Origin of the sequence: Marinobacter sp. S0848L, from assembly GCF_023016065.1 — a bacterium.
Taxonomy (GTDB): domain Bacteria; phylum Pseudomonadota; class Gammaproteobacteria; order Pseudomonadales; family Oleiphilaceae; genus Marinobacter.
In genome coordinates, this window is the sequence record NZ_JALKAQ010000003.1 from 288,481 (window position 1) to 306,837 (window position 18,357).

The 18,357-nt window shown below is 58.0% G+C and carries 18 protein-coding genes; 6 read left to right on the forward strand and 12 right to left on the reverse strand.

Annotated features, from left to right (window positions below; translation table 11 throughout):
* Positions 1-6: 6 nt before the first annotated feature.
* The 4 genes from MWU64_RS06380 to MWU64_RS06395 are packed head-to-tail and all read left to right on the forward strand — an operon-like array spanning position 7 to position 3,332.
* The gene (locus MWU64_RS06380; protein ID WP_247062648.1) at positions 7-1,155 is read left to right on the forward strand and encodes an ABC transporter substrate-binding protein; all 1,149 of its coding nucleotides are present in this window, start codon (positions 7-9) and stop codon (positions 1,153-1,155) included.
* Positions 1,152-2,243 (forward strand): iron ABC transporter permease, encoded by a 1,092-nt coding sequence (locus tag MWU64_RS06385; protein ID WP_247062649.1) that lies wholly within the window; start codon positions 1,152-1,154, stop codon positions 2,241-2,243. Before MWU64_RS06380 ends, MWU64_RS06385 begins: the two co-directional genes overlap by 4 nt.
* Positions 2,240-3,025 (forward strand): ABC transporter ATP-binding protein, encoded by a 786-nt coding sequence (locus MWU64_RS06390; RefSeq protein WP_247062650.1) that lies wholly within the window; start codon positions 2,240-2,242, stop codon positions 3,023-3,025. Before MWU64_RS06385 ends, MWU64_RS06390 begins: the two co-directional genes overlap by 4 nt.
* Before the next feature lie 16 nt (positions 3,026-3,041).
* Positions 3,042-3,332, forward strand: a complete 291-nt coding sequence (locus MWU64_RS06395; RefSeq protein ID WP_247062651.1) for a DUF2218 domain-containing protein — start codon at positions 3,042-3,044, stop codon at positions 3,330-3,332.
* On the opposite strand, the gene MWU64_RS06400 is transcribed toward MWU64_RS06395, so the two are convergent.
* The 12 genes from MWU64_RS06400 to MWU64_RS06455 all read right to left on the reverse strand — a co-directional run bounded on the left by MWU64_RS06400 (position 3,308) and on the right by MWU64_RS06455 (position 16,231).
* A complete protein-coding gene (locus MWU64_RS06400; protein WP_247062652.1) occupies positions 3,308-4,174 on the reverse strand; it encodes a sugar phosphate isomerase/epimerase in 867 nt (288 codons plus the stop codon). The genes MWU64_RS06395 and MWU64_RS06400 overlap by 25 nt on opposite strands.
* Positions 4,174-5,187 (reverse strand): DUF6005 family protein, encoded by a 1,014-nt coding sequence (locus MWU64_RS06405; RefSeq protein ID WP_247062653.1) that lies wholly within the window; start codon positions 5,185-5,187, stop codon positions 4,174-4,176. The genes MWU64_RS06400 and MWU64_RS06405 overlap by 1 nt, the downstream gene beginning before the upstream one ends.
* On the reverse strand, positions 5,184-5,447 hold the full coding sequence (locus tag MWU64_RS06410; protein ID WP_247062654.1) for a phosphopantetheine-binding protein: 264 nt from the start codon (positions 5,445-5,447) through the stop codon (positions 5,184-5,186). The genes MWU64_RS06405 and MWU64_RS06410 overlap by 4 nt, the downstream gene beginning before the upstream one ends.
* On the reverse strand, positions 5,444-6,745 hold the full coding sequence (locus MWU64_RS06415) for an AMP-binding protein (RefSeq protein WP_247062655.1): 1,302 nt from the start codon (positions 6,743-6,745) through the stop codon (positions 5,444-5,446). The genes MWU64_RS06410 and MWU64_RS06415 overlap by 4 nt, the downstream gene beginning before the upstream one ends.
* Positions 6,742-8,568 carry an IucA/IucC family protein gene (locus tag MWU64_RS06420; RefSeq protein WP_247062656.1) on the reverse strand — a complete coding sequence of 609 codons (1,827 nt, stop codon included), beginning with the start codon at positions 8,566-8,568 and terminating at the stop codon, positions 6,742-6,744. The genes MWU64_RS06415 and MWU64_RS06420 overlap by 4 nt, the downstream gene beginning before the upstream one ends.
* The gene (locus tag MWU64_RS06425) at positions 8,555-10,372 is read right to left on the reverse strand and encodes an IucA/IucC family protein (protein WP_247062657.1); all 1,818 of its coding nucleotides are present in this window, start codon (positions 10,370-10,372) and stop codon (positions 8,555-8,557) included. Before MWU64_RS06425 ends, MWU64_RS06420 begins: the two co-directional genes overlap by 14 nt.
* 85 nt (positions 10,373-10,457) lie before the next feature.
* Positions 10,458-11,825 carry an MATE family efflux transporter gene (locus tag MWU64_RS06430; protein WP_247062658.1) on the reverse strand — a complete coding sequence of 456 codons (1,368 nt, stop codon included), beginning with the start codon at positions 11,823-11,825 and terminating at the stop codon, positions 10,458-10,460.
* Between the two features lie 22 nt (positions 11,826-11,847).
* Entirely contained in the window at positions 11,848-12,660 is an 813-nt protein-coding gene (gene trpC / locus MWU64_RS06435; protein ID WP_247062659.1) for an indole-3-glycerol phosphate synthase TrpC, read from the reverse strand.
* A 7-nt stretch (positions 12,661-12,667) separates the two neighbouring features.
* A complete protein-coding gene (gene trpD, locus MWU64_RS06440) occupies positions 12,668-13,696 on the reverse strand; it encodes an anthranilate phosphoribosyltransferase (RefSeq protein ID WP_247062661.1) in 1,029 nt (342 codons plus the stop codon).
* A 16-nt stretch (positions 13,697-13,712) separates the two neighbouring features.
* Positions 13,713-14,291, reverse strand: a complete 579-nt coding sequence (locus MWU64_RS06445; protein ID WP_114335463.1) for an aminodeoxychorismate/anthranilate synthase component II — start codon at positions 14,289-14,291, stop codon at positions 13,713-13,715.
* A 167-nt stretch (positions 14,292-14,458) separates the two neighbouring features.
* On the reverse strand, positions 14,459-14,845 hold the full coding sequence (locus tag MWU64_RS06450) for a hypothetical protein (protein ID WP_247062663.1): 387 nt from the start codon (positions 14,843-14,845) through the stop codon (positions 14,459-14,461).
* Between the two features lie 24 nt (positions 14,846-14,869).
* Complete coding sequence (locus tag MWU64_RS06455; RefSeq protein ID WP_247062665.1) at positions 14,870-16,231, reverse strand: hypothetical protein; 1,362 nt, start codon at positions 16,229-16,231, stop codon at positions 14,870-14,872.
* A 345-nt stretch (positions 16,232-16,576) separates the two neighbouring features.
* Between MWU64_RS06455 and MWU64_RS06460 the strand changes: the two genes are divergently transcribed.
* On the forward strand, positions 16,577-17,119 hold the full coding sequence (locus MWU64_RS06460) for a hypothetical protein (protein ID WP_247062667.1): 543 nt from the start codon (positions 16,577-16,579) through the stop codon (positions 17,117-17,119).
* A 112-nt stretch (positions 17,120-17,231) separates the two neighbouring features.
* Positions 17,232-18,257 carry a hypothetical protein gene (locus tag MWU64_RS06465; RefSeq protein WP_247062676.1) on the forward strand — a complete coding sequence of 342 codons (1,026 nt, stop codon included), beginning with the start codon at positions 17,232-17,234 and terminating at the stop codon, positions 18,255-18,257.
* Positions 18,258-18,357: the final 100 nt, after the last annotated feature.

An 18,357-nucleotide genomic window follows, 5' to 3' on the forward strand; every position in this document is an offset into this window, starting at 1 on the left:
CCCCTGATGTTACGCACTCGAGTAATCGCCGCCCTTTTGGGCGGCCTTTTCTGTTTGTGGGCCGACCTCTCGTTGGCGGCCCGCACGGTGACCGATCTGGCCGGGCGTTCGGTTGAGCTTCCCGATGAGGTCAACCGCATTGTGCTGGGCGAAAGCCGCTACATTCCCGCCCTTGCCATTCTGGAGGGGGATGCCTTGCCCGAGCGTCTGGCTGGCATGTTGCCCGATTTCGAAATGACCGACCCGGGCGGTTACGCCCAGTATCTGAAAGCCTTCCCTGAGCTGGCGGATGTTCCGCGAGTTGGCCACACCTCCGCCGACAGTTTCAGTCTGGAAAGCGTACTGGCCATGGGCGCAGATCTGGCTGTTTTCAGTCTGGAAGGCCACGGCCCTGGCGCGCATAACGGCCAGCTGATCGACCAGTTGCAGCGGGCGGGCATTGCCGTGGTGTTCATTGATTTCCGGCAGAACCCCTTGGTGAACACGCCGAAAAGCATGGCCTTGCTGGGTGAAGTGCTTGGCCGCCAAGAGCGGGCGCAAACCTTCAATCAGTTCTACCGCCAACAGCTGATGAAAGTGACCGACGTGGTGGAGCAGATTCCGCAACCGGATAAACCCACCGTGTTCCTGCACAGCCGGTTAGGCCTGCACGACAGCTGCTGTGAAACCATGGTCGAAGGCATGATGGGGCACTTCCTTCAGGCAGCGGGTGCGCGCAACATTGCTCGGGACAAGGTGCCCGGGGTCAGTGGAGTATTGAATCTGGAATACCTGATCAGCAACCCGCCGGATTACTACGTGGCCACGGCCATCGGGTCGCGCAACTACGCCCGCTCTGATGCTGACTACAGTTACGTCATGCTCGGTGCTGGTATCGACGCAGGCATGGCCCAAGCGTCGCTGGCACAAGCCACTGACCGCCCCGGTTTGCGAGCCGTAGAACCCATTCGTGAAGGTCGGGCCACGGCCATCTGGCACCACTTCTACAACACTCCGATGAACGTGGTTGCCGTTCAGGCGCTGGCCCGGTGGTTTCATCCTGATGCCTTCGCCGATCTGAGCCCGGAGGCCACGCTGGCGGAGTTCTATCAGCGCTTCCAGCCCATTGATCTGCAGGGTGTGTATTGGATTAACGCGCAGGAGGCCACCGAATGAGCAGTGTCCCGTCGTCTGTTGCCGCTGTGGATAACTCTGCCAACGGTGGGTCACTGGCCAGTCAATACCGCCGCTTTGTCTGGCGCAGGGTTGTTTGTCTGGCCGCTTTGGCGTTGACTGCGGTGATTGCCTTGTTGGTAGACATCGCCAGCGGGCCGTCGATGCTGGGCCTTGGCGATGTGATTCACGGCTTACTGAACCCGGACAGTCTTGATGCCGGCACCCGGGTCATCATTGAAGACATTCGATTGCCCTATGCTTTGATGGCCGTGGTGGTGGGCGCTTGTCTGGGCCTCGCCGGGGCCGAGATGCAAACCGTGTTGAACAACCCGCTGGCCAGCCCGTTCACCTTGGGTGTGGGCGCGGCGGCCACGCTGGGCGCATCGCTGGTGATTGCCTTCAACATCTCCTTTCTGGGGCTGGCCGCCCATGTGTTGTTGCCATTGTCGGCGTTTGTCTTTGCCGCTGTAGCCTCTTTGTTGATTTTGCTGCTGTCGCGCACCTTGGGTGCGTCGGTACACGCGGTGGTGCTGTTCGGCATTGCGTTGTTGTTCGGCATCAACGCCGTGGTGGGGTTGATCCAGTTTGTTGCAGACGCCGAATCGGTGCAGCAGATCGTGTTCTGGACCATGGGCAGTCTGGCCCGGGCCAGTCTGGATAAGGTCATGATCGTCGCTGCAGTGTTGGTGGTCTGCGTGCCGTTTTCACTGCGCAACGCCTGGGCCATGACGCTGCTGCGCAGTGGCGAAGAACAGGCGCGGAGTTTGGGCATTCGCGTTGAGCGGCTGCGCCTGACCGTGCTGATGCGAGTTAGCCTGTTGACCGCCGCCGCCATGTGTTTTGTTGGCGAAATCGGCTTTATCGGCTTGGTGGCCCCGCACATTGCCCGGTTGATGCTGGGCGAAGATCACCGCTTCCTGCTTCCGGGCAGCGCGCTGGCCGGGGCGGTATTGCTGTCGTTGTCTTCCATCGCCAGCAAACTGCTGGTGCCGGGTGTGGTGCTGCCGGTGGGCATTGTCACCGCGCTGGTAGGCATCCCCTTGTTCATACTGCTGATTATTGGTCGTAGCCGGAGGGTCGCGTTGTGACGTTGAAGTTGCAATCCGTAACCGCCGGCTACCGAAACCGTGCTGTGTTCAACAACCTGTCGCTGCCGGAAATACCGGCGGGTGCCTTGGTGGCGGTGATCGGGCCGAACGCGGTGGGTAAATCCACCCTGTTGAAATCCATTGCCGGTTTGTTGCCAATATCCGGTGACATGACCTTTGCTGGTGAAAATCTGGCGGCGCTGAGTTCGCATCAGCGCACCCGCCGCATTGGTTATCTGCCTCAGCCCTTGCCGCAGGCCATACCGCTGGTGGCCTACGAAACCGTGTTCAGTGCCTGCCGCTCGGCGCGGGGCGACTGGACGCGAGAACAAACCGAGCAGGCCATTGAAACCGTGTTCGATACTTTAGGTATCCGCCAACTTGCCCTGCGGCGGCTGTCAGAAATGTCCGGTGGTCAGCGGCAAATGGTGGGATTGGCGCAGGTGTTGGTGCGCCAGACGCCTTTGATGCTGTTGGACGAACCCACCAGTGCGCTGGACCTGCACTGGCAATTGAATGTGCTTAACGCCGTGCGCGATGCCACAACCCAGGCAAACTCAGTTGCGCTGGTGGCGTGCCATGACCTCAACCTGGCGTTGCGTTATTGCGATCAGGTGCTGGTGTTATCGCCCGGCGGTCAGGCCGAACTCGGTACGCCGGAACAGGTGCTAACGCCGGATCTACTGGCCCGCACTTACGGCATTGAAGCCCGTATTGAACGCTGTTCGCAGGGCCAACCCATTGTGCTGGCGGACCGCCCGTTGCCCGCCAGTGTCCGCTGAACCCAAGGAGATTGTTATGCCGTTTATGAGCGCGCAAGTATCCACCGTCAACCCCGGCCGTTTGATCAACCGCTTGTGCAAGCATTTCAGCCACAAGATCGAAGCCGAGTGGACCGAAACCAACGGCTTACTGACTTTCTCCATCGGAGAATGCCGGTTGAGCACCCTGAACGGAGCGCTGGGCTTGGAATGCCAGTCTCCCACGGTGGAAGAACTGGAAGAACTGGGGCGGGTAGTGGCGTCCCACCTCATCCGTTTTGCTGGCGATGAGGTGGCCGAGGTTCAGTGGAACCCCGCGACCGCCTGAGGCTGAGTGCATTGCTCTGCCAGCACCTTGCGTAGCTGGCGGAGATCGCTGTTCAGAACCCGGTAGCTGTCTGCTCCGAACCATTCCAAAGACACGTCCAAAGTGATGCCTTCTGATTGCCAGGCGCCCAGTTCTGCCAGAATGGGCCGGTAGTCACACGCTCCCTCCAGGACCGGCACCATACCTTCACGCGTACCCGCCGGCGAATACACGTTTGCAGGCGCAAACACGCCAAGCTGGCTGTGTTGTTGAATATTCTTGAAGTGGCAATGGTGGACCCAGGGCGCCAGCTGCTTCAGGGCAACCAGCGGGTTGGCACCGGATTCCCAAACGTGCAGCACGTCAAAGTTGATCCCTAAGGCCGAGTGGTCAATGTCGCTCAGCAGTTCGAGGGTGGAACCCACGGTGTCGGCCATTGTGCCAGGGTGGGTTTCCAGCATCAGCGACAAGCCTTCATCGGCCACGCATCGGGTCAGTGTGTTTAACCGCCGGGTCATCGCCCGGCGCTGGCTGGGTGAAATCTCGTCGCTGCCTAAGGGCCCGGCAAAGGTACGCACCTTGTTTGCGTGCCAGCGTTTGGCCAACTGACAGGCCTCGCGGGTTTTGCGCAGTGCTTCCGCTTCACTGCCATCCAGCGGCAGATAATCGCTGACCATGGGGATGCATAGTCCCTGGCGTTCTATCCAATGGCCATCCAAGGCGGGCTGCCGGTCCAGGTGGCGCGCGTGCACGGCCCAGAGTTCAATACCATCAAAGCCGTTGCGTTTGGCCCAGTCGGCCAACTCCGGTAACGACACCAGATGGTGCCGGAACGAGATGGTACACAGGTGAAAACGGATCATCACAGCACCTCCAGTGGGGCTTGGTCGGTAGCGGCTTGTGGCACATCGATGTTGCGGTAACGCTGCCAGTCGTCGAATAACCTCAGCAAACTGGTTTTGATCGCAAATTCCCGCTCATCTTGTTCATCCAACAGTTGCTCAACGCTGGCCAGCAGGGTGTTGTTGCCAGACATCACCAGCTTCAAGGCCCGGAACTGGATCTGGGTGTAGGTTTTCACCAGCCGCTCGATGTCTTCACACATCGCTTCAAACCAGGGCGCGCCTTCCGCTTGTTTACCCTGGTCTTCCAGCAGCCAGGCGAAGGCGTGTTCATAGGCGTACTTGCGAATCGCCATCACCGGAATTTCCCGGAAGGCATGGGGCAGGTGCGCCAGCGGTTGACTGGCGTCTGGCCCGGTATGGGCACGAAGAATGCGCCGCAGGGCATCGGTGAACGGGTTGTGGTCGGTCTTCATGCATTGCGCGAAATAAGCGGCCACGGTTTCTGCCGGCGTATGGCGAATGTTCAGGCCATCAAAATAGAAACCGCCTGCAGCGGCCGGAGAACGCACCGACTCCAGAATCCGGGCTTGTGGCAAAATCCCTTCCCAGCGGAAATCCGGGTCAGACATGAACCATTCGTCCGGGTTGTCGGTGGTTTCCAGCATCACATAGTGCGGAAACGGATTCTGGTGAAACTTGTTTTCCCGTTCGGGCAGCCGGTACAAGTCGAGCATCACCATCACTTGCCGGTCCGAGGGCCGGTTTTCCACCAGCGAGACCAGCGTCTGAATGTTGGATTCCTTGTCGGCCTCATGGTCGTACCAGGGCTCAATGCTGATGCCGTACAGCAATTTGTACCAATTGCGGAATTCGTTATGGCGGGTGTGGGGCGAATGGTATGAAAGCTCCATTTGATCGTTCACCGAAAAATCGGCATCCCAAACGCCAAAGTAAAACGGGCGGTGGTCCACCCCGGGTGTGCGTTTGATGATTTCGCACACGCAACTGACAAAACAGTGCACCTTGATCACAGCGACGGCTCCTTGTGGTCGTTGGCGACCAGCAGCCGGGCCAGATCGTCCACGGTTTCAAGCTCCTGCGTTAGCAGAGTTTCTTCCGGCAGATTGAAGCCGTGTTCCAACTCCAGATGCACAATCAGCTGCAGCAGCATGATGGAATCGATGGCCAGATCGGCATTCAAGCGGGCACTGCCATTGAATGCCGATAGCCGGGCGTTGGGTAAGTGCTGCTGAACAACCGCTTTGATGGCAGCGTGGCGGTTGGCGCTCATGCGGGCACCTCCTCGGCAAGGGTATTGGCGGGCGCTTCGCTCAGCAGCCGTCGGCTGACCTTGCCGTTAGGCAGGCGCGGAATGGTTTCCGCTTGCTCGATGACCGCGGGCACCTGGTGAGGCGACAAGTGTTCACGGCTCCACTGTTTCAGCTGATCGATATCCAGTTCGGCATCGGCCACGAAACGCAGGCACACCCGCTCACCGGCAAAGCTGTCGGCTTGTTTGTAGGCCACCGCTTCGCGAATACCCGGGTAGCTTAGGTACACGTCTTCCACCGCGCCGGGGTAAACGTTGATCCCCGCCACGTTAATGGTGTCGTCGGTGCGCGCCAGAAAGTGCAGTTGGCCGTGGGCGTCGAAATAACCCAAATCCCGGGTATTAATAAGCTGGCCACTGCCTTTGATGGTAATCAGCACTTCGTCGGGCTGCTCTGCGGAGGTGCCCGCATCCAGTGAGACATGGGGCAGGGGCGTGCCCAGCAAGTCGGGCTCCGTTACGTTCGCCGTGAGCGCAACACAACCAGCTTCCGAGCAACCGTATTGCTGGCATAGTCGTTGGCATCGGTCCCGAAGCTGATTCAATACCGGGGCAGGCAAAGGCGCGCCGGACAGCATCACGGTATGCAGCGTCTCGCTGGGCGGCAGTATCCGGATCAATAAACTGACCAGTGTTGGGGAAGCGTAAAGCAGATGTTCCGGCACCGAGCGCAGCCGTGACAAAATGAACCGAGGGTTTAAGTTGGTCACCACATGCGGGGTGGCGCCCCGCTCCAGTGCTGCTAACACGCCACAGATCAAACCGTAGGAATGGGTAACCGGGCAGGCCACCACCGGCGTGAGTGGCTGGGCTTCGGTGAAGTGGTCAACGTAAGCGGTCAGTTCCCGGTCGATATCCCGCCAGGAGCGGGTAATGGTTTTCGGTTTACCGGTGGTGCCGGAGCTGAGTTGAATCAACTCGCCTCCGTCGCTCTGGAGCGGATTGTTCGCGGCTTCAAGGGCTTCGGGAACGGCATCGCGCAGATTGTCACCGAACAGGAAATGGCTACAGCCGGTGTCGATGGCCAGTGTTTTTGCCGCTTGCCGGGGTGTGCCGGGATGAATGGGCAGCACGCTGGCCCCCAGCGGTTTCAGCCAAAGGCATAAGGCCAGCCAGTGGGCGGTGTCTTGCAGGCACACCGCCAAGCGGCAGTTGGCCGGGTCTTGAAACGGGCCGGAGCCAGCCAGTGGCGCCACAATACGGTCGCAATCGTCCTGGCTGTATGGGGTGTTATCAACGTAAAACAAAGGTGTGGTCACGATAACCTCGCTTGCTGGTGATCTGTGAAAGGCGTGGGGGTGCCGGTCGGAGTGATCGCCAAGGGGTTGGGTACCCAATGGCTCAGGGTGCCGGTGTCCGGCTGCAGTTTTCGGGTTAATAACGATTCGGTTTTCAGCCGCGGTTGATCCCAGCCAAGCCGCGATAGACGGCGCTGAAGCTCGGGGTGTTGCTGGGCGTATTGGTCCAGCAGCGCGCGCACCCGTGCCCAGAACCGGGTTTCTGCAAACCCGTAAGCGTCTTCGAGCAGCAGGGCCAGTTCGCTCAGGTTGTAGATGAACAGAGTGTCCACAGCCAGCTCCCGCAGAGCTTCGGGGCCGGTCATCCGGTAATAGAGATCATCCGGCGCCTGCTCGTAACCGGCTTGGCGTTCGCCCAAGTTCGGCTCTGGCGTGGTGGCTGCCAGGTAGTTGCGGGCGTACTCCACGCTGTCGTGAAAATCCCGCAGCAAGAGCGCGTTGGGCCAGCCTTCTCGCATCACCAGAAGGCTGTTTTGCGCGTGGGCTTCCAAACCAACGCCGTGGGCGGCTAGCATGTGCCAGACCGGCAGAATCAGTGCCGAAAGTGTGGCGTTCAGCCAAGGTTCAAGACCGTACCGCTCGATCCAAGACTCAATGAACGGCTGGCCGTCGGGCTGCCATTGAAACAGCGCGTTCAGCGGCACCGCCTGTTCGCCCTCGTGCAACCGGGCGCTGAGGCTGGTGCGCCAGATGGCGGCCAGCTCGCCTTCAAGCGGGTGTTGCCCGGGCAGGGTGCCGGGCTGCGCGCTAAAGCTCAGGCTGGCGTATTCCGGCAACAGCCGCAGCGGGTAATCCCGCGAGAGCCTTGGGTCTGATTCAACAATCCTTTCCAGCCAGCGGCTGATGGTGGGAGCCGACGGCACGGAATGCGGCTCCAGATGCCGGCGCGAAGACGTGTTGTGAATGCCCAGTGGTAGCTTGATGCTGGCCTTGTCGGGGCGATTCGTATTGAACAGCGAGCGCAGGGACTGGCTGGGCTGGTAACGGTCGCCCAATGGCCCGAGATCACGAATAGCGAAATCCTCAAGCTGTTTGGCCAGCGGCCCGGTACTGAGGTGTTGCCATTGCCAGGGGTGCATCGGCACTGCGCCGTAGTCTTGCCAATCAATACCCACCCGATGAAACGCTGCGCGCAGCAAAAAGGCGGGTTCCTCGCCCAGCTCCGCCTGCCAGAACGCCAGATCTGGCGCGGGCAGCTGGCTGTCTAGATACCGGCGGGGTACGGCCACCCAATACAGTCGAAAACTTGCGCTGGTTTCCGGGCTGTAGCGCATCAAATCGTCGGTGCCAAAGCCCAGCCGGCTTTTGAAACACGGGTGGTAGGGGTGCCCTTCATGAATGGCCCGGTCCAGCGCTTCGCCGTGCAGCGAGCGCCGGCTGTGTAACCGGCGGGTTTGATGGCTGTTGCGAAGCTGTTCTTCGTTCGCGATGGTGGCGGTCAGTTCTTGCAGCAGTACCCGATGCTGTGAACGGGAACCGGGTAACTCCTGAACAAGCGCTGGCAGGTCTACCGTTACCGGCCGCTCATTGCGGTAAAAGCTCAGGGTGTCGATGTCCAAACGCACGCGGCTGAAGCCCCGCACCCGGCCCCGGCAGCGGGCTTGCAACGTGCCTACCGGAAAGTTCAGCCACTGCCAGCCTTCGCTGTGGGAATCGGTTTTGTAGCAAGGCACAAGGCCCTCAAACAGCAAGGCTTCCAGCAGTTGTCGAAGCACCCGTTGCTGCGGGGTTTCCGCAAGTGCCGCCACCAAAGCGGGCTCGGTCACCGGATTACGCAGCGCCATGGTGCACCTCAACGGCTTGTTTGCGTAGCTGGCTGGGTAGTACCGATTGCACACGGCGACACAGCGGGTTGGGGATGCTGGTATACACCGCCATTTCCAGCTCGGCATTCAACTCATCGACATCGTGCACACGGGTCAGCAGGTTGCCTTTGTAGGGCAGGCAGCTGTCTTCCAGCAACATGGCCACCAGCGGCCGGGCCGGGCCATCAAGGCGGGCAAGCTCCGACTGCAAAAAGCCGCGCAGCTGGCGCAGCAGAACGGCTTCTGAAACCAGCCCGTCTACACCAAAGCGGGCAATAACCGAGAACAGCTGGTTCACAATCAGGTAGTAACAGAAACGGTCGCGAATCATCGCATCGCGATAGAACAACTCCGGCGTAAGGCGCACATCCGGGCACAGCGCTGTCAGGGATTCGCGCCGGCTCTCGGACAGGTAATAGCCTTGGTTGTCCCGGTAGTAATAGGCATCCGGATAGCCGCCGCGAATATCCAGCAGGCTATTCTGTTGATGGGCTTCCAGCGCAATGCCGTGTTCGTCGTAAAGCCGCAGGGCGGGTGCGATGGCGCAGGCGAGGTAATGCTGAAACCAATCCTGGCTGACCGACGCCAGGCTGCGGTTTTCATTCAGCGCCACGCCTTCGATCAGGCTCAGCAGCCGGGAATTGCGCCCGGGCATTGGGTCTTGGGTCAGCGCGGCAAGGCTGATCACGCCGTGATCCTGGCCCTTGAGGAAAGGGTTTTCCCGAAAAATCACCTCGAACCCGCTTTCCGCCTGCCCGGGCAGATTCACCGTTAAGTAGGCGGGGTCTTGCAGGATGCGAAACGCCGGCTCGCTCTCGGCAAAGCCGGTTTGTTGAATCAACCGAGCCATCACCACGCCGGCCCGCAATTCCGGCACCTTGTTCACGCGCAAAGAGTTGGTGACCTTCACCGGAATCGAGAACTTCAGCATCCAGTCTGCTTGCTCGCTGTACAAGGTGCGCACGGAAGAGGTCGCGGAGAACTCCGGCCCCAGCGCGCCGAGGGGATGAATGATTTCGTCTTCAATGGCCTGTTGTACGGCCGGTTGAAGCAGCAACCACTGAGCCTGCAGCGGGTGGGTCGGTATCAGTACGTGATCGTCGGGCAGGTTTAATGAGGGGTAGCCGCCCTTGATCAGAAACTCCGCCATCGTGCTGGCGGGCAATGCGGTGGCTGAGTCCTCGTCCACGCAGGATTCGTGCACCATGAAATAATGCAGCTGAAACCGGTTTGCCAGCTCCGGCGCGTAAGCGTCTTGCTGCCATTCCGGCATGCCCTGCCGGCTTTTTGGGGTGGGGTGGCTGGCGTGGCCGAACAGCAAGGATTGCTCGGCCTCAAGAAAACAGTTCTGATGAAGCCGCGGGTCGTGCCGGCGTTTGGCTACGTAGCGGGTCATCACCCCGTAGCTGTCGGTCAGCCGGTGCAGCAGTTCCAGTTCCCGCAGTTTGCGCAGTTCCGGCACCATGCCGGCAGAACGGGCATAGAGTTCCCGCACCAGCAGGCACATGGCCTGAAAGGGTTCAATCTCGGCCCAGCAATAACGGCCGTTCTGCCATTGCCGCACTTTGCCGTAGCGATGTCGGCCAAGATCAGAGCGATACACAATGTCGATGGCAAGGCGGGAGCGCTGGCTTTCAAGTGACAGCTCGCAGGTCCACGGGTTGGGCATGCGTGCAGAGAGGGTGTTTTCACGCCACTGACCGGGATCTATTTCCTGCAGATAACCATGAAGAAAAGCCTGAAAGCTTGCCTGTTCGGCAATCGCGCGGGCGGACGGTCCCATGTCGAACTCCAAAGTCAGAATTTGGAGTTAATCTAAATGAGAATTATCCTCAATTGAAATGTATTTACATCTTTTACATTTGGCGCTAGGCCGCAGGGGAGATAACCAAACGCTGCGGCCGAAAACGAACAAACAACGCCAGCGCGAGCCCGAAGGTCAGCCATTCGGCCATGGGCAAGGCCAACAGCAGCGGCCAGTCTGGTGCGAAACGGGCAATGCCCATCAGCAGCAACGCCGGCAGCACCAAACTGCGGGAGAAGGCCACCACCGCTGAGGGCAAAGGTTGGTGGGTGGCGGTGAGGTACACCGACAGCAGCACATTGATACCGTTCACCAAAAACAGCGGCCAGAGAATCGCCAGATACTGATCAGCCAGCTGCGCCGTGGCCGGGTCTGCCGAGGTGTCGAGGAACAGCCGAACCACGTCGTTGCCAAATAACCAGACAACACCCACCAGCGTCAGCGCCAGCGCCAGAATCACCGTGGCCCCGCAGCCCATGAACCGGCGAATGCGCTCGGCGTTACCCGCGCCCAGATTGTGGCTGATCAACACGTGCATCGCGTCGGCAATGCCGTAAAACACCATCAGGCTGAGGAAAATCAGGTAATTCACCACGGTGAATGCAGCCACACCGGCCAGCCCCTGAGAGGTCATCAGCAGCCAGTTGATCAGCAGCATCACCAAGCCCACCGACATCTCGTTGATCCACTCAGACACGCCATTGGCGAAGGCCTTGGGCACTTCGCGCCAGTTTTGTTGCTGCAACCGGAACACCAGCTTGCGCGTGGGTTTGGCAAAGTACAGCGCCAATACCGAGAGCTGCAGCACCTGGGCTATGCCGGTGGCGATAGCAGCGCCGCGCAAGCCGTAATCCAGATACCCCACCAGTAACGCATCCAGTGCGATGTTGGCAGCCGCACCTAACACCAGCGCCGTGGTGGCCAGCCCGGGAAAACCGTCTACCCGAACAAAGTAATACAGCACCATGGTCAGCAGCTGCACCACTATCACCCAGATGATTACCAAATAGTATTCGGACATCAGCGGGAAGACGTTGGGGGAAGCCCCGAGCAATCGATAAATGGATTCGTGAAACAGCAGCCCGACCAGCGCACCGGTTAACGCCAGCGCCAGCGTTGCTGTCATGCATTTACTGAAGATAGCAGACGCGGCAGCCTGGTTGCCTTCACCCAAATAACGACCGGCCCGCACCGTGCCACCAATGGCCAAAGCCAACGCCAGCCCGAACATTAAGGTAAACCAGGGAATCAGCAGGTTCAGCGCCGCGAGCGCGTCTGCCCCAGCAAAGTTGCCGATGAAAATGCCATCCACGATGCTGGCGGTGGTCAGCGCCAGAAGCCCGGCCACCGAGGGCAGGGCATAGCGGAAAAAGGCCGGCCAATAAGGGCCGGCCAGTATCGGGTCGTTGGCTTCTGAGCTGGGGCTGGTCATGGCACTTCCATGGCTGGATGAATCAGCTGAACAGTTCTTGCAGCTTCTCGCCGGGTTCCGGTGCGCGCATGAACGACTCACCAATCAGGAAGCCGTAAATGCCACGTTCGGTCATCGCCTGCACGTCGGCGCGGGTCATGATGCCGCTTTCGGTAATGGCCAAACGGTCAGAACCAATGCGCTGATACAGGTCGAAAGTGGTGTCCAGCGACACCTCGAAGTTGTGCAGGTTGCGGTTATTGATGCCCACCAGCGGCGTGCTCAGGGTCAGGGCATCGTCCATCTCTTCGCCGTTGTGCACTTCCACCAGCACGTCCAGCCCGATCTCGTGGGCAATGCCTTCCAGTTCCTGCATCTGGTCTTTGGTCAGGCAGGCGGCAATCAGCAGAATACAGTCGGCACCGATGGCGCGGCTTTCGTACACCTGATAGGGCGCGACCATGAAATCCTTGCGGATCACCGGCAGGCTGCAGGCCGCTCGGGCCGCTTTCAGATAGTCTTCGTGGCCCTGGAAGAAATCTTGGTCAGTGAGGACCGACAAGCAGGCTGCACCGCCTTTTTCGTAGCTTTCGGCAATGGCCTCCGGCTCGAACGGATCGCGCAGAATGCCTTTGCTGGGGGAGGCTTTCTTGATCTCGGCAATCACCGCCGCTTGTTGCTGCTCAATGCGCGAACGCAGCGCATGGGCGAAGCCCCGTGCCGGCGGCTGGTCACCCGCCATGGCCTTGAGGTCCGCAATGGAAGCTTTCGGTTTGCGCTCGTCCACTTCCTGCCATTTGCGGTCAACAATCTTGCGCAGAATGGTGGGGGTACGATCATTGTGCCTGTTGGTCATGTCGGCCTCAGAAACAGTGGGAAAAATCGGCAAGCTCAGACATCTTGCCGGCCGCCAGGCCAGAGCCCATGGCGTCCAGCGCCATCTCAACGCCCATCTGTGGGGTGTTGGCCAGGCCGGCAATGTAAATCGCCGCACCGGCGTTCAGAGCAATCATGTCGCGGGCTTTCTCGGTGGTTTCGTCGTGCTGACGACCGAAGGCGGCGCGGATCAGCTTCAGGGATTCGTCAGAGGAATCCACAGTCAGGCCCACAAGGGTCTGGCTCTTGATGCCCAGATCTTCCGGGGTGATGCTGTATTCGGTGATGGTACCGTCTTTCAGTTCGGCCACATACGTCTCGGTGGCCAGACTGATTTCATCCAGACCGTCTTTCGAGTGCACCACCATAATGTGCTCGGCACCCAAACGCTGCATCACTTCCGCCATAGGGCGGCACAGGGCTTTGGTGAACACACCGATCAGCTGGCGCTTCACGCCCGCCGGGTTGGTCATGGGGCCGAGGATGTTGAAGATGGTGCGGCAACCCAGTTCTTTGCGGGGGCCAATGGCGTGCTTCATGGCGCCGTGGTGAGACGGGGCGAACATAAAGCCGACGCCGATTTGTTCCACGCAGCGAGCGACCTCTTCTGGTGACATGGTCAGATTCACGCCGGCTTTCTCGATCAAATCGGCACTGCCGCTCTTGGACGACACGCCCCGGTTGCCGTGCTTGGCGACAAACCCGCCGGCGGCAGCCACCACGAACGAGGCCGCAGACGATACGTTGAACAGGTTAGCGCCATCGCCGCCGGTACCCACAATATCCACCAGAGGCTCAGCGTTGATTTCAACTTTGGTGACCAGCTCGCGCATGACTTCGGTGGCACCGGTAATCTCGTCAATGGTTTCGCTTTTCAGGCGCAACCCCATCAGAAAGGCACCCACCTGCGCATCGGTGGCTTCGCCGTTCATGACAATGCGCATCACATCCTTCATTTCCTCACGGGACAAATCCAGATTGGCGGCAATGCGGTCGAGGGCTTGTTTCATATCCATGCGTGGGTGTCCTTTCTTATGATTTGAGGAAGTTGCGCAGCAATTCGTGGCCTTGCTCAGTCATGATCGACTCGGGGTGGAACTGCACGCCTTCAATCGGCAACGTCTTGTGGCGCACGCCCATGATCTCTTCGATGGAGCCGTCTTCGTTGCGGGTCCAGGCGGTCACTTCCAGGCAATCCGGCAGAGTGTTCTGATCAATCACCAAGCTGTGGTAACGGGTGGCCTGCAGCGGGTTGTTCAAACCCCGGAACACGCCCGTGTCTTTGTGGTAAACGGGGGACACCTTGCCGTGCATCACACGCCCGGCGCGAATGGTGTCGCCGCCAAACACCTGCCCGATGGACTGATGGCCCAGACAAATGCCCAGAATCGGAAGCTTGCCGGCAAAATGGCGAATGGCTTCCATGGAAATGCCCGCTTCATTCGGGGTGCAGGGGCCGGGGGAAATCACCAGCCGTTCCGGGTTCAGCGCCTCGATTTCCTCAATGGTGATCTCATCGTTCCGGTGCACCTGAACCTCGGTACCCAGCTCGGCCAGATACTGGACAATGTTGTAGGTGAAGGAATCGTAGTTATCAATCATCAGCAGCATAGCGATCGGGACCGTATGTTCTAGCAGTGGATGTGTTCGCCATGCGGGCGGTGCTGTGTATAAACGCGATTCACAGCGCACATTGCCGGAGGTTTGGCGCAAACAGACAGGGGATTATTGCAGCCCACCGGCTTGGGTACAATATGGGGCCGGCGGGGAGGCCGGCATTAAGCCTCAGCCTGAAGATCAAAATGCCGTGCCGAGGCGCGCAGGGTTTCCACATGCACGTGGCGGCAATCCAGTTCAAAGCGTTTGGCGGCCTGTGCCAACGTGGCTTTTATCCGGCTGTAGGCTTCTTCTTCATCTTCCGGCAGCACCGACAGCATCAGGCTGATCACCGGCTCCTTGTGAATTTCGCCTTCGTAGGCGTTTTTGAACGCCTGACCATCATCGGCCCAGAACCCGGTTAGAGTCGCACTGTCGGAAGAATGCAGCACCGTGGCCCCACCAAACCGCCGCGACAACTGGCCCGCCACAAAGTCGCCAACCTCGGCCATTTTCTCCGGGCTGATTGAGAACAGCACCAAAAAGCGGATACGGGCATTGTCTGTCATGGTTGCAACCTTATTGTTCGCGGATCAGCGTTTGGCCAGATAAATATAGATGAAGATCGCCACCAACAAGGCAGACGATAACGCAATGGCCCCATTGGGCGGCAACCACAAGAACACATCCAGAATGCCGGGGAAATCGTCTCGGGGCAGGTTGCGGGAAGCAGTGGTCAGCGAGATAAACAGCTCCACCAGTGCCACGCCCCCGATGCCGGCCAGAATCAGCTCCACGGTTTTATCCACACGGGATTTGCGCGCTTCCAGCAGTCGGGCAATGCGCGAACGAATCAAATCCGTACGCTCCAGCGCGCTGCTGATCAGAGTATCCAGCTGCCAGGCTGCGCAGGTGTCTTCCACAATGCGGGCCCGGTCGGCCTGCACCCCGGCACGCGCTTCTTTGAACTCCAGCCGGCTGAACTCGAGGTGATCGAGGCTCACGGTAATGTTCGCCATCAACCGGTTCAGCTCCCCGTTACGAGTGCGCTTCGCGCCCAGCATATCGGTGAGCTGTGAATAACTGGATTTCAGAATGGCGCCGTAAATAAACAAAATGGCGTTGTAGAGCTGGCAGATGGACAAGCCCCGGAACCAGTCATCGCGGCAGTCTTGCGGCTGGTCACCCACCACCAGAATGTTGCCAGAGCCCACATAGTGGCGCGCCTGTTTGAGATCGTCGAGGGAACCGGCGTAAGACGCCCACTGGCGTAACAACTCACCCACAGGCTGATCCAGCTCATCTGGGCTGGCCACAATACTGCGCCCGGTCCAGAGCACATGGCTGGCGGGGGCGGTGGCTTCGCGGAATTCTACATCTTTAAAAACCGTCAGTTTGTTCGGGTCCCGCAGTTGTTGCTCATCGCCCGCTTTGCTCTTGCCAAAACGTGACGAAAACTCCCGGCAATAAGTCTGAAAAGCCCGATAAATCAGCGCCCCGTAAACATCCCCTGCCGCATCCGACAGGGTGCGGTCTAACTGGCCGGATTCAACCAAGGTTGCCAGCGTGGCCTCGTCCACCTGGATCATGACATCCAACCGCAGCAGTGCCACCGTGTCGTCGTACAGAAACAGTTGGCAGGCGTCGATTTCGCCGTTCCAGTCATCACAAATGCGCGCCAGATTCTCCGAACGCGCCCGAGCGGCCGAATGATCAATGTCGTAGCAATCAAACGGCTGGAAGAACACCGGCAAACTGTCGTGGGCCAGCGTGCCGTAGCCGTTGGCCCATGGCCAATCGAACGACGTAAGCGCGTCTGCCGCCGGCAGCAAGCGCTTGCCACCGCAACCGGAACCACCCTGCAACGCCTTGGCCGCGCGGTGTTCGCTGTTGGCACTGATGGGCGAGCGAACCGGAGAAAGGGTGGCAATCCGCAGTGTGGTTTTGTTGGTCATTGAAGGCTTTACGGGATTTAGCTCGGGGTGGAGAGGTGATGGCTTTGGAGTATAGCGGGATTGGGTGGGGTTCTGAATGGGGTGGGGTAAAGCGACGGTTGTACCCTCGTGTATCGTGTGTTGATTGGGAAGCGGTTCTCGGAATTTTGTGGGAAAAAGCGTGACTGTTAGTAAGCTTTTGATATGGGTGCTGGTTTCTTGAGGGATAAGTTCGTCGGGATAGGGCGTATAACTCCAAATGTGGTTGGCGGGGTGCCGTGTGCGGCGCCGATTTTTATTAGAAAGGACGGAGTTATACGAACGCGTTCGTATAACTAGCTGTTATGCGAGAAAAGAGGAGCAAAGATGCTAACTTTCATCCGGAGATTTTTCGGCAAAGCTCCCGCAAAGGAAATTTCGGGTCAGCAGAAAGGCCCGGACCAGTATCTATTGCGAGAAGTTGAGAAAAACGATCTGATTCGCAAAGATCAGATAGAGGTCATACTTCAGCATCTCAACAATGAGATCAATCTGAACAAGACGGGAAACAAACTCACAGCAGATGAAAAAAAGGAGCTGGGAATAAACCCTCGCCTACAAATCACCCATGAGTTACTTGCTGTTTTAAATGAAAAGGGTCGAGCTCAAAGCGACCCCAAGAGTGTTTTGTCATCTATTGCGATGAAGGCCAATTTTGCCCGGTCCCACGACGAAAATATTCAGAACTATAAAAGCATGGGGCTCAAAAAGTATGAGGTGGTTGCCTGCCGGGATCAGCGAGATTGTTCGTGGTGCAAGTCAATGGATGGAAAGAAGCTACCGGTAAATCAGAGCATTAACGAACTGATAGAACAAAATTGCAGATGCGATAGTCACTGCAGATTGGTCACGGTCGCGGTGCTTGACTGAGGGTAACCGCATAACAAGGCCAGGCGCGGCGACGTCTACTACATTGCGGCTTCGCCTCCATTCCGTAGCCGCGCATGCTGGCTAGCGTTATATGAATCGAGGATCGTACTAAATGGGAAGGGATCTAACCTTATATCCAAAGAAGGCAACCAGAACTGACCTGAACGGCTATTTGGAAGGGCTAGGATTCAAGAAATGTAAGCATTTTTGGGATTGGCCGAAAGGAACTCTCAACTATTCTTGGTTTGACTATGAAGATTTTCGGTCAATAGATGGCGTCTCAGCAGATATTTACCCCGTTTCGGGTGAAGAGTTGGAAGTCACTGGCAACGAGTGGGCTTTGCATGTCCGTAACTTATATAGCGCTAGTTGGCATGACGTAAAAATGCTAAACGATGTGCTCCGAGGAGCGCGGAAACGCTTTGGCGGCATTATCAGAGGCGATTACGGAACCAATCGCTATGCACCGTTGTGGGAGGATGATAGCACCCCGGTTAGCAGAGGAATTTCTGCAACGTATAACCATGTCCAACGAGAGTTATCAGCAGTCCGGTTCGCCCTACCGGGTCCCTCCGCGAAGTTCCCTGAACAAAAAGGTGGAAAGGTTGATGATTTTATTGAGTTTACCAAAACATTAGACCCCAGTAGGGTTTTATATAATGGCCTAGTTCCATTTGCTGTTGCTATGTTTGAGTACTTTTTCTCACAAGCTTTCCAGATTTTGATCAAGTATGACCAGTTTGCACTAGAGAAGCGTGAGTCCCATCGGCAGAAGCTCGATTTTGATACTCTTCTTGAAGTAGAGCGAAAAGAAGAAACGGTCGAGGGGGTCATAGCAAGAAATTATACATTTCAGAACATTGATCAGTTGAACAAAGCCTACAAAGATTGGCTGGGGATTGATGTAAGAAAGATCCTTTATAAAAAGAAGAAAATCGGGAATTCAGTGACCTTCTTAGAGAATCGGATTGCAGACATAATTCAGTATAGACACGGTATTGTGCACCATTTTGCAATAGATAGGTCACTGACGCAGCAGGGGTATATTCATATCCTTGAGGCTATCGAAAAGGCTATAGCCGAATTCATAGCATTCATTGAGCGTAGATATGACTTCAAAGTCGATGATCACTTCTAAATCATATAACCCATATGAGCCTTCTCGTAATCAATAGGCAATAGTGATTTTTTTGGCCGCGCCAGCGGCCAACCTAAACCCATGAGCGAGAACGCCTGCT

What these genes read in the sequence shown, in the direction of transcription:
- MWU64_RS06380 (WP_247062648.1), top strand. Translation starts at nt 7, where the DNA reads ATGTTACGCACTCGAGTAATCGCCGCCCTTTTGGGCGGCCTTTTCTGT.
- MWU64_RS06385 (WP_247062649.1), top strand. Translation starts at nt 1,152, where the DNA reads ATGAGCAGTGTCCCGTCGTCTGTTGCCGCTGTGGATAACTCTGCCAAC.
- MWU64_RS06395 (WP_247062651.1), top strand. Translation starts at nt 3,042, where the DNA reads ATGCCGTTTATGAGCGCGCAAGTATCCACCGTCAACCCCGGCCGTTTG.
- MWU64_RS06400 (WP_247062652.1), bottom strand. Translation starts at nt 4,174, where the DNA reads ATGATCCGTTTTCACCTGTGTACCATCTCGTTCCGGCACCATCTGGTG.
- MWU64_RS06410 (WP_247062654.1), bottom strand. Translation starts at nt 5,447, where the DNA reads ATGAGCGCCAACCGCCACGCTGCCATCAAAGCGGTTGTTCAGCAGCAC.
- MWU64_RS06420 (WP_247062656.1), bottom strand. Translation starts at nt 8,568, where the DNA reads ATGGCGCTGCGTAATCCGGTGACCGAGCCCGCTTTGGTGGCGGCACTT.
- MWU64_RS06425 (WP_247062657.1), bottom strand. Translation starts at nt 10,372, where the DNA reads ATGGGACCGTCCGCCCGCGCGATTGCCGAACAGGCAAGCTTTCAGGCT.
- MWU64_RS06430 (WP_247062658.1), bottom strand. Translation starts at nt 11,825, where the DNA reads ATGACCAGCCCCAGCTCAGAAGCCAACGACCCGATACTGGCCGGCCCT.
- trpC (WP_247062659.1), bottom strand. Translation starts at nt 12,660, where the DNA reads ATGACCAACAGGCACAATGATCGTACCCCCACCATTCTGCGCAAGATT.
- trpD (WP_247062661.1), bottom strand. Translation starts at nt 13,696, where the DNA reads ATGGATATGAAACAAGCCCTCGACCGCATTGCCGCCAATCTGGATTTG.
- MWU64_RS06445 (WP_114335463.1), bottom strand. Translation starts at nt 14,291, where the DNA reads ATGCTGCTGATGATTGATAACTACGATTCCTTCACCTACAACATTGTC.
- MWU64_RS06450 (WP_247062663.1), bottom strand. Translation starts at nt 14,845, where the DNA reads ATGACAGACAATGCCCGTATCCGCTTTTTGGTGCTGTTCTCAATCAGC.
- MWU64_RS06455 (WP_247062665.1), bottom strand. Translation starts at nt 16,231, where the DNA reads ATGACCAACAAAACCACACTGCGGATTGCCACCCTTTCTCCGGTTCGC.
- MWU64_RS06460 (WP_247062667.1), top strand. Translation starts at nt 16,577, where the DNA reads ATGCTAACTTTCATCCGGAGATTTTTCGGCAAAGCTCCCGCAAAGGAA.
- MWU64_RS06465 (WP_247062676.1), top strand. Translation starts at nt 17,232, where the DNA reads ATGGGAAGGGATCTAACCTTATATCCAAAGAAGGCAACCAGAACTGAC.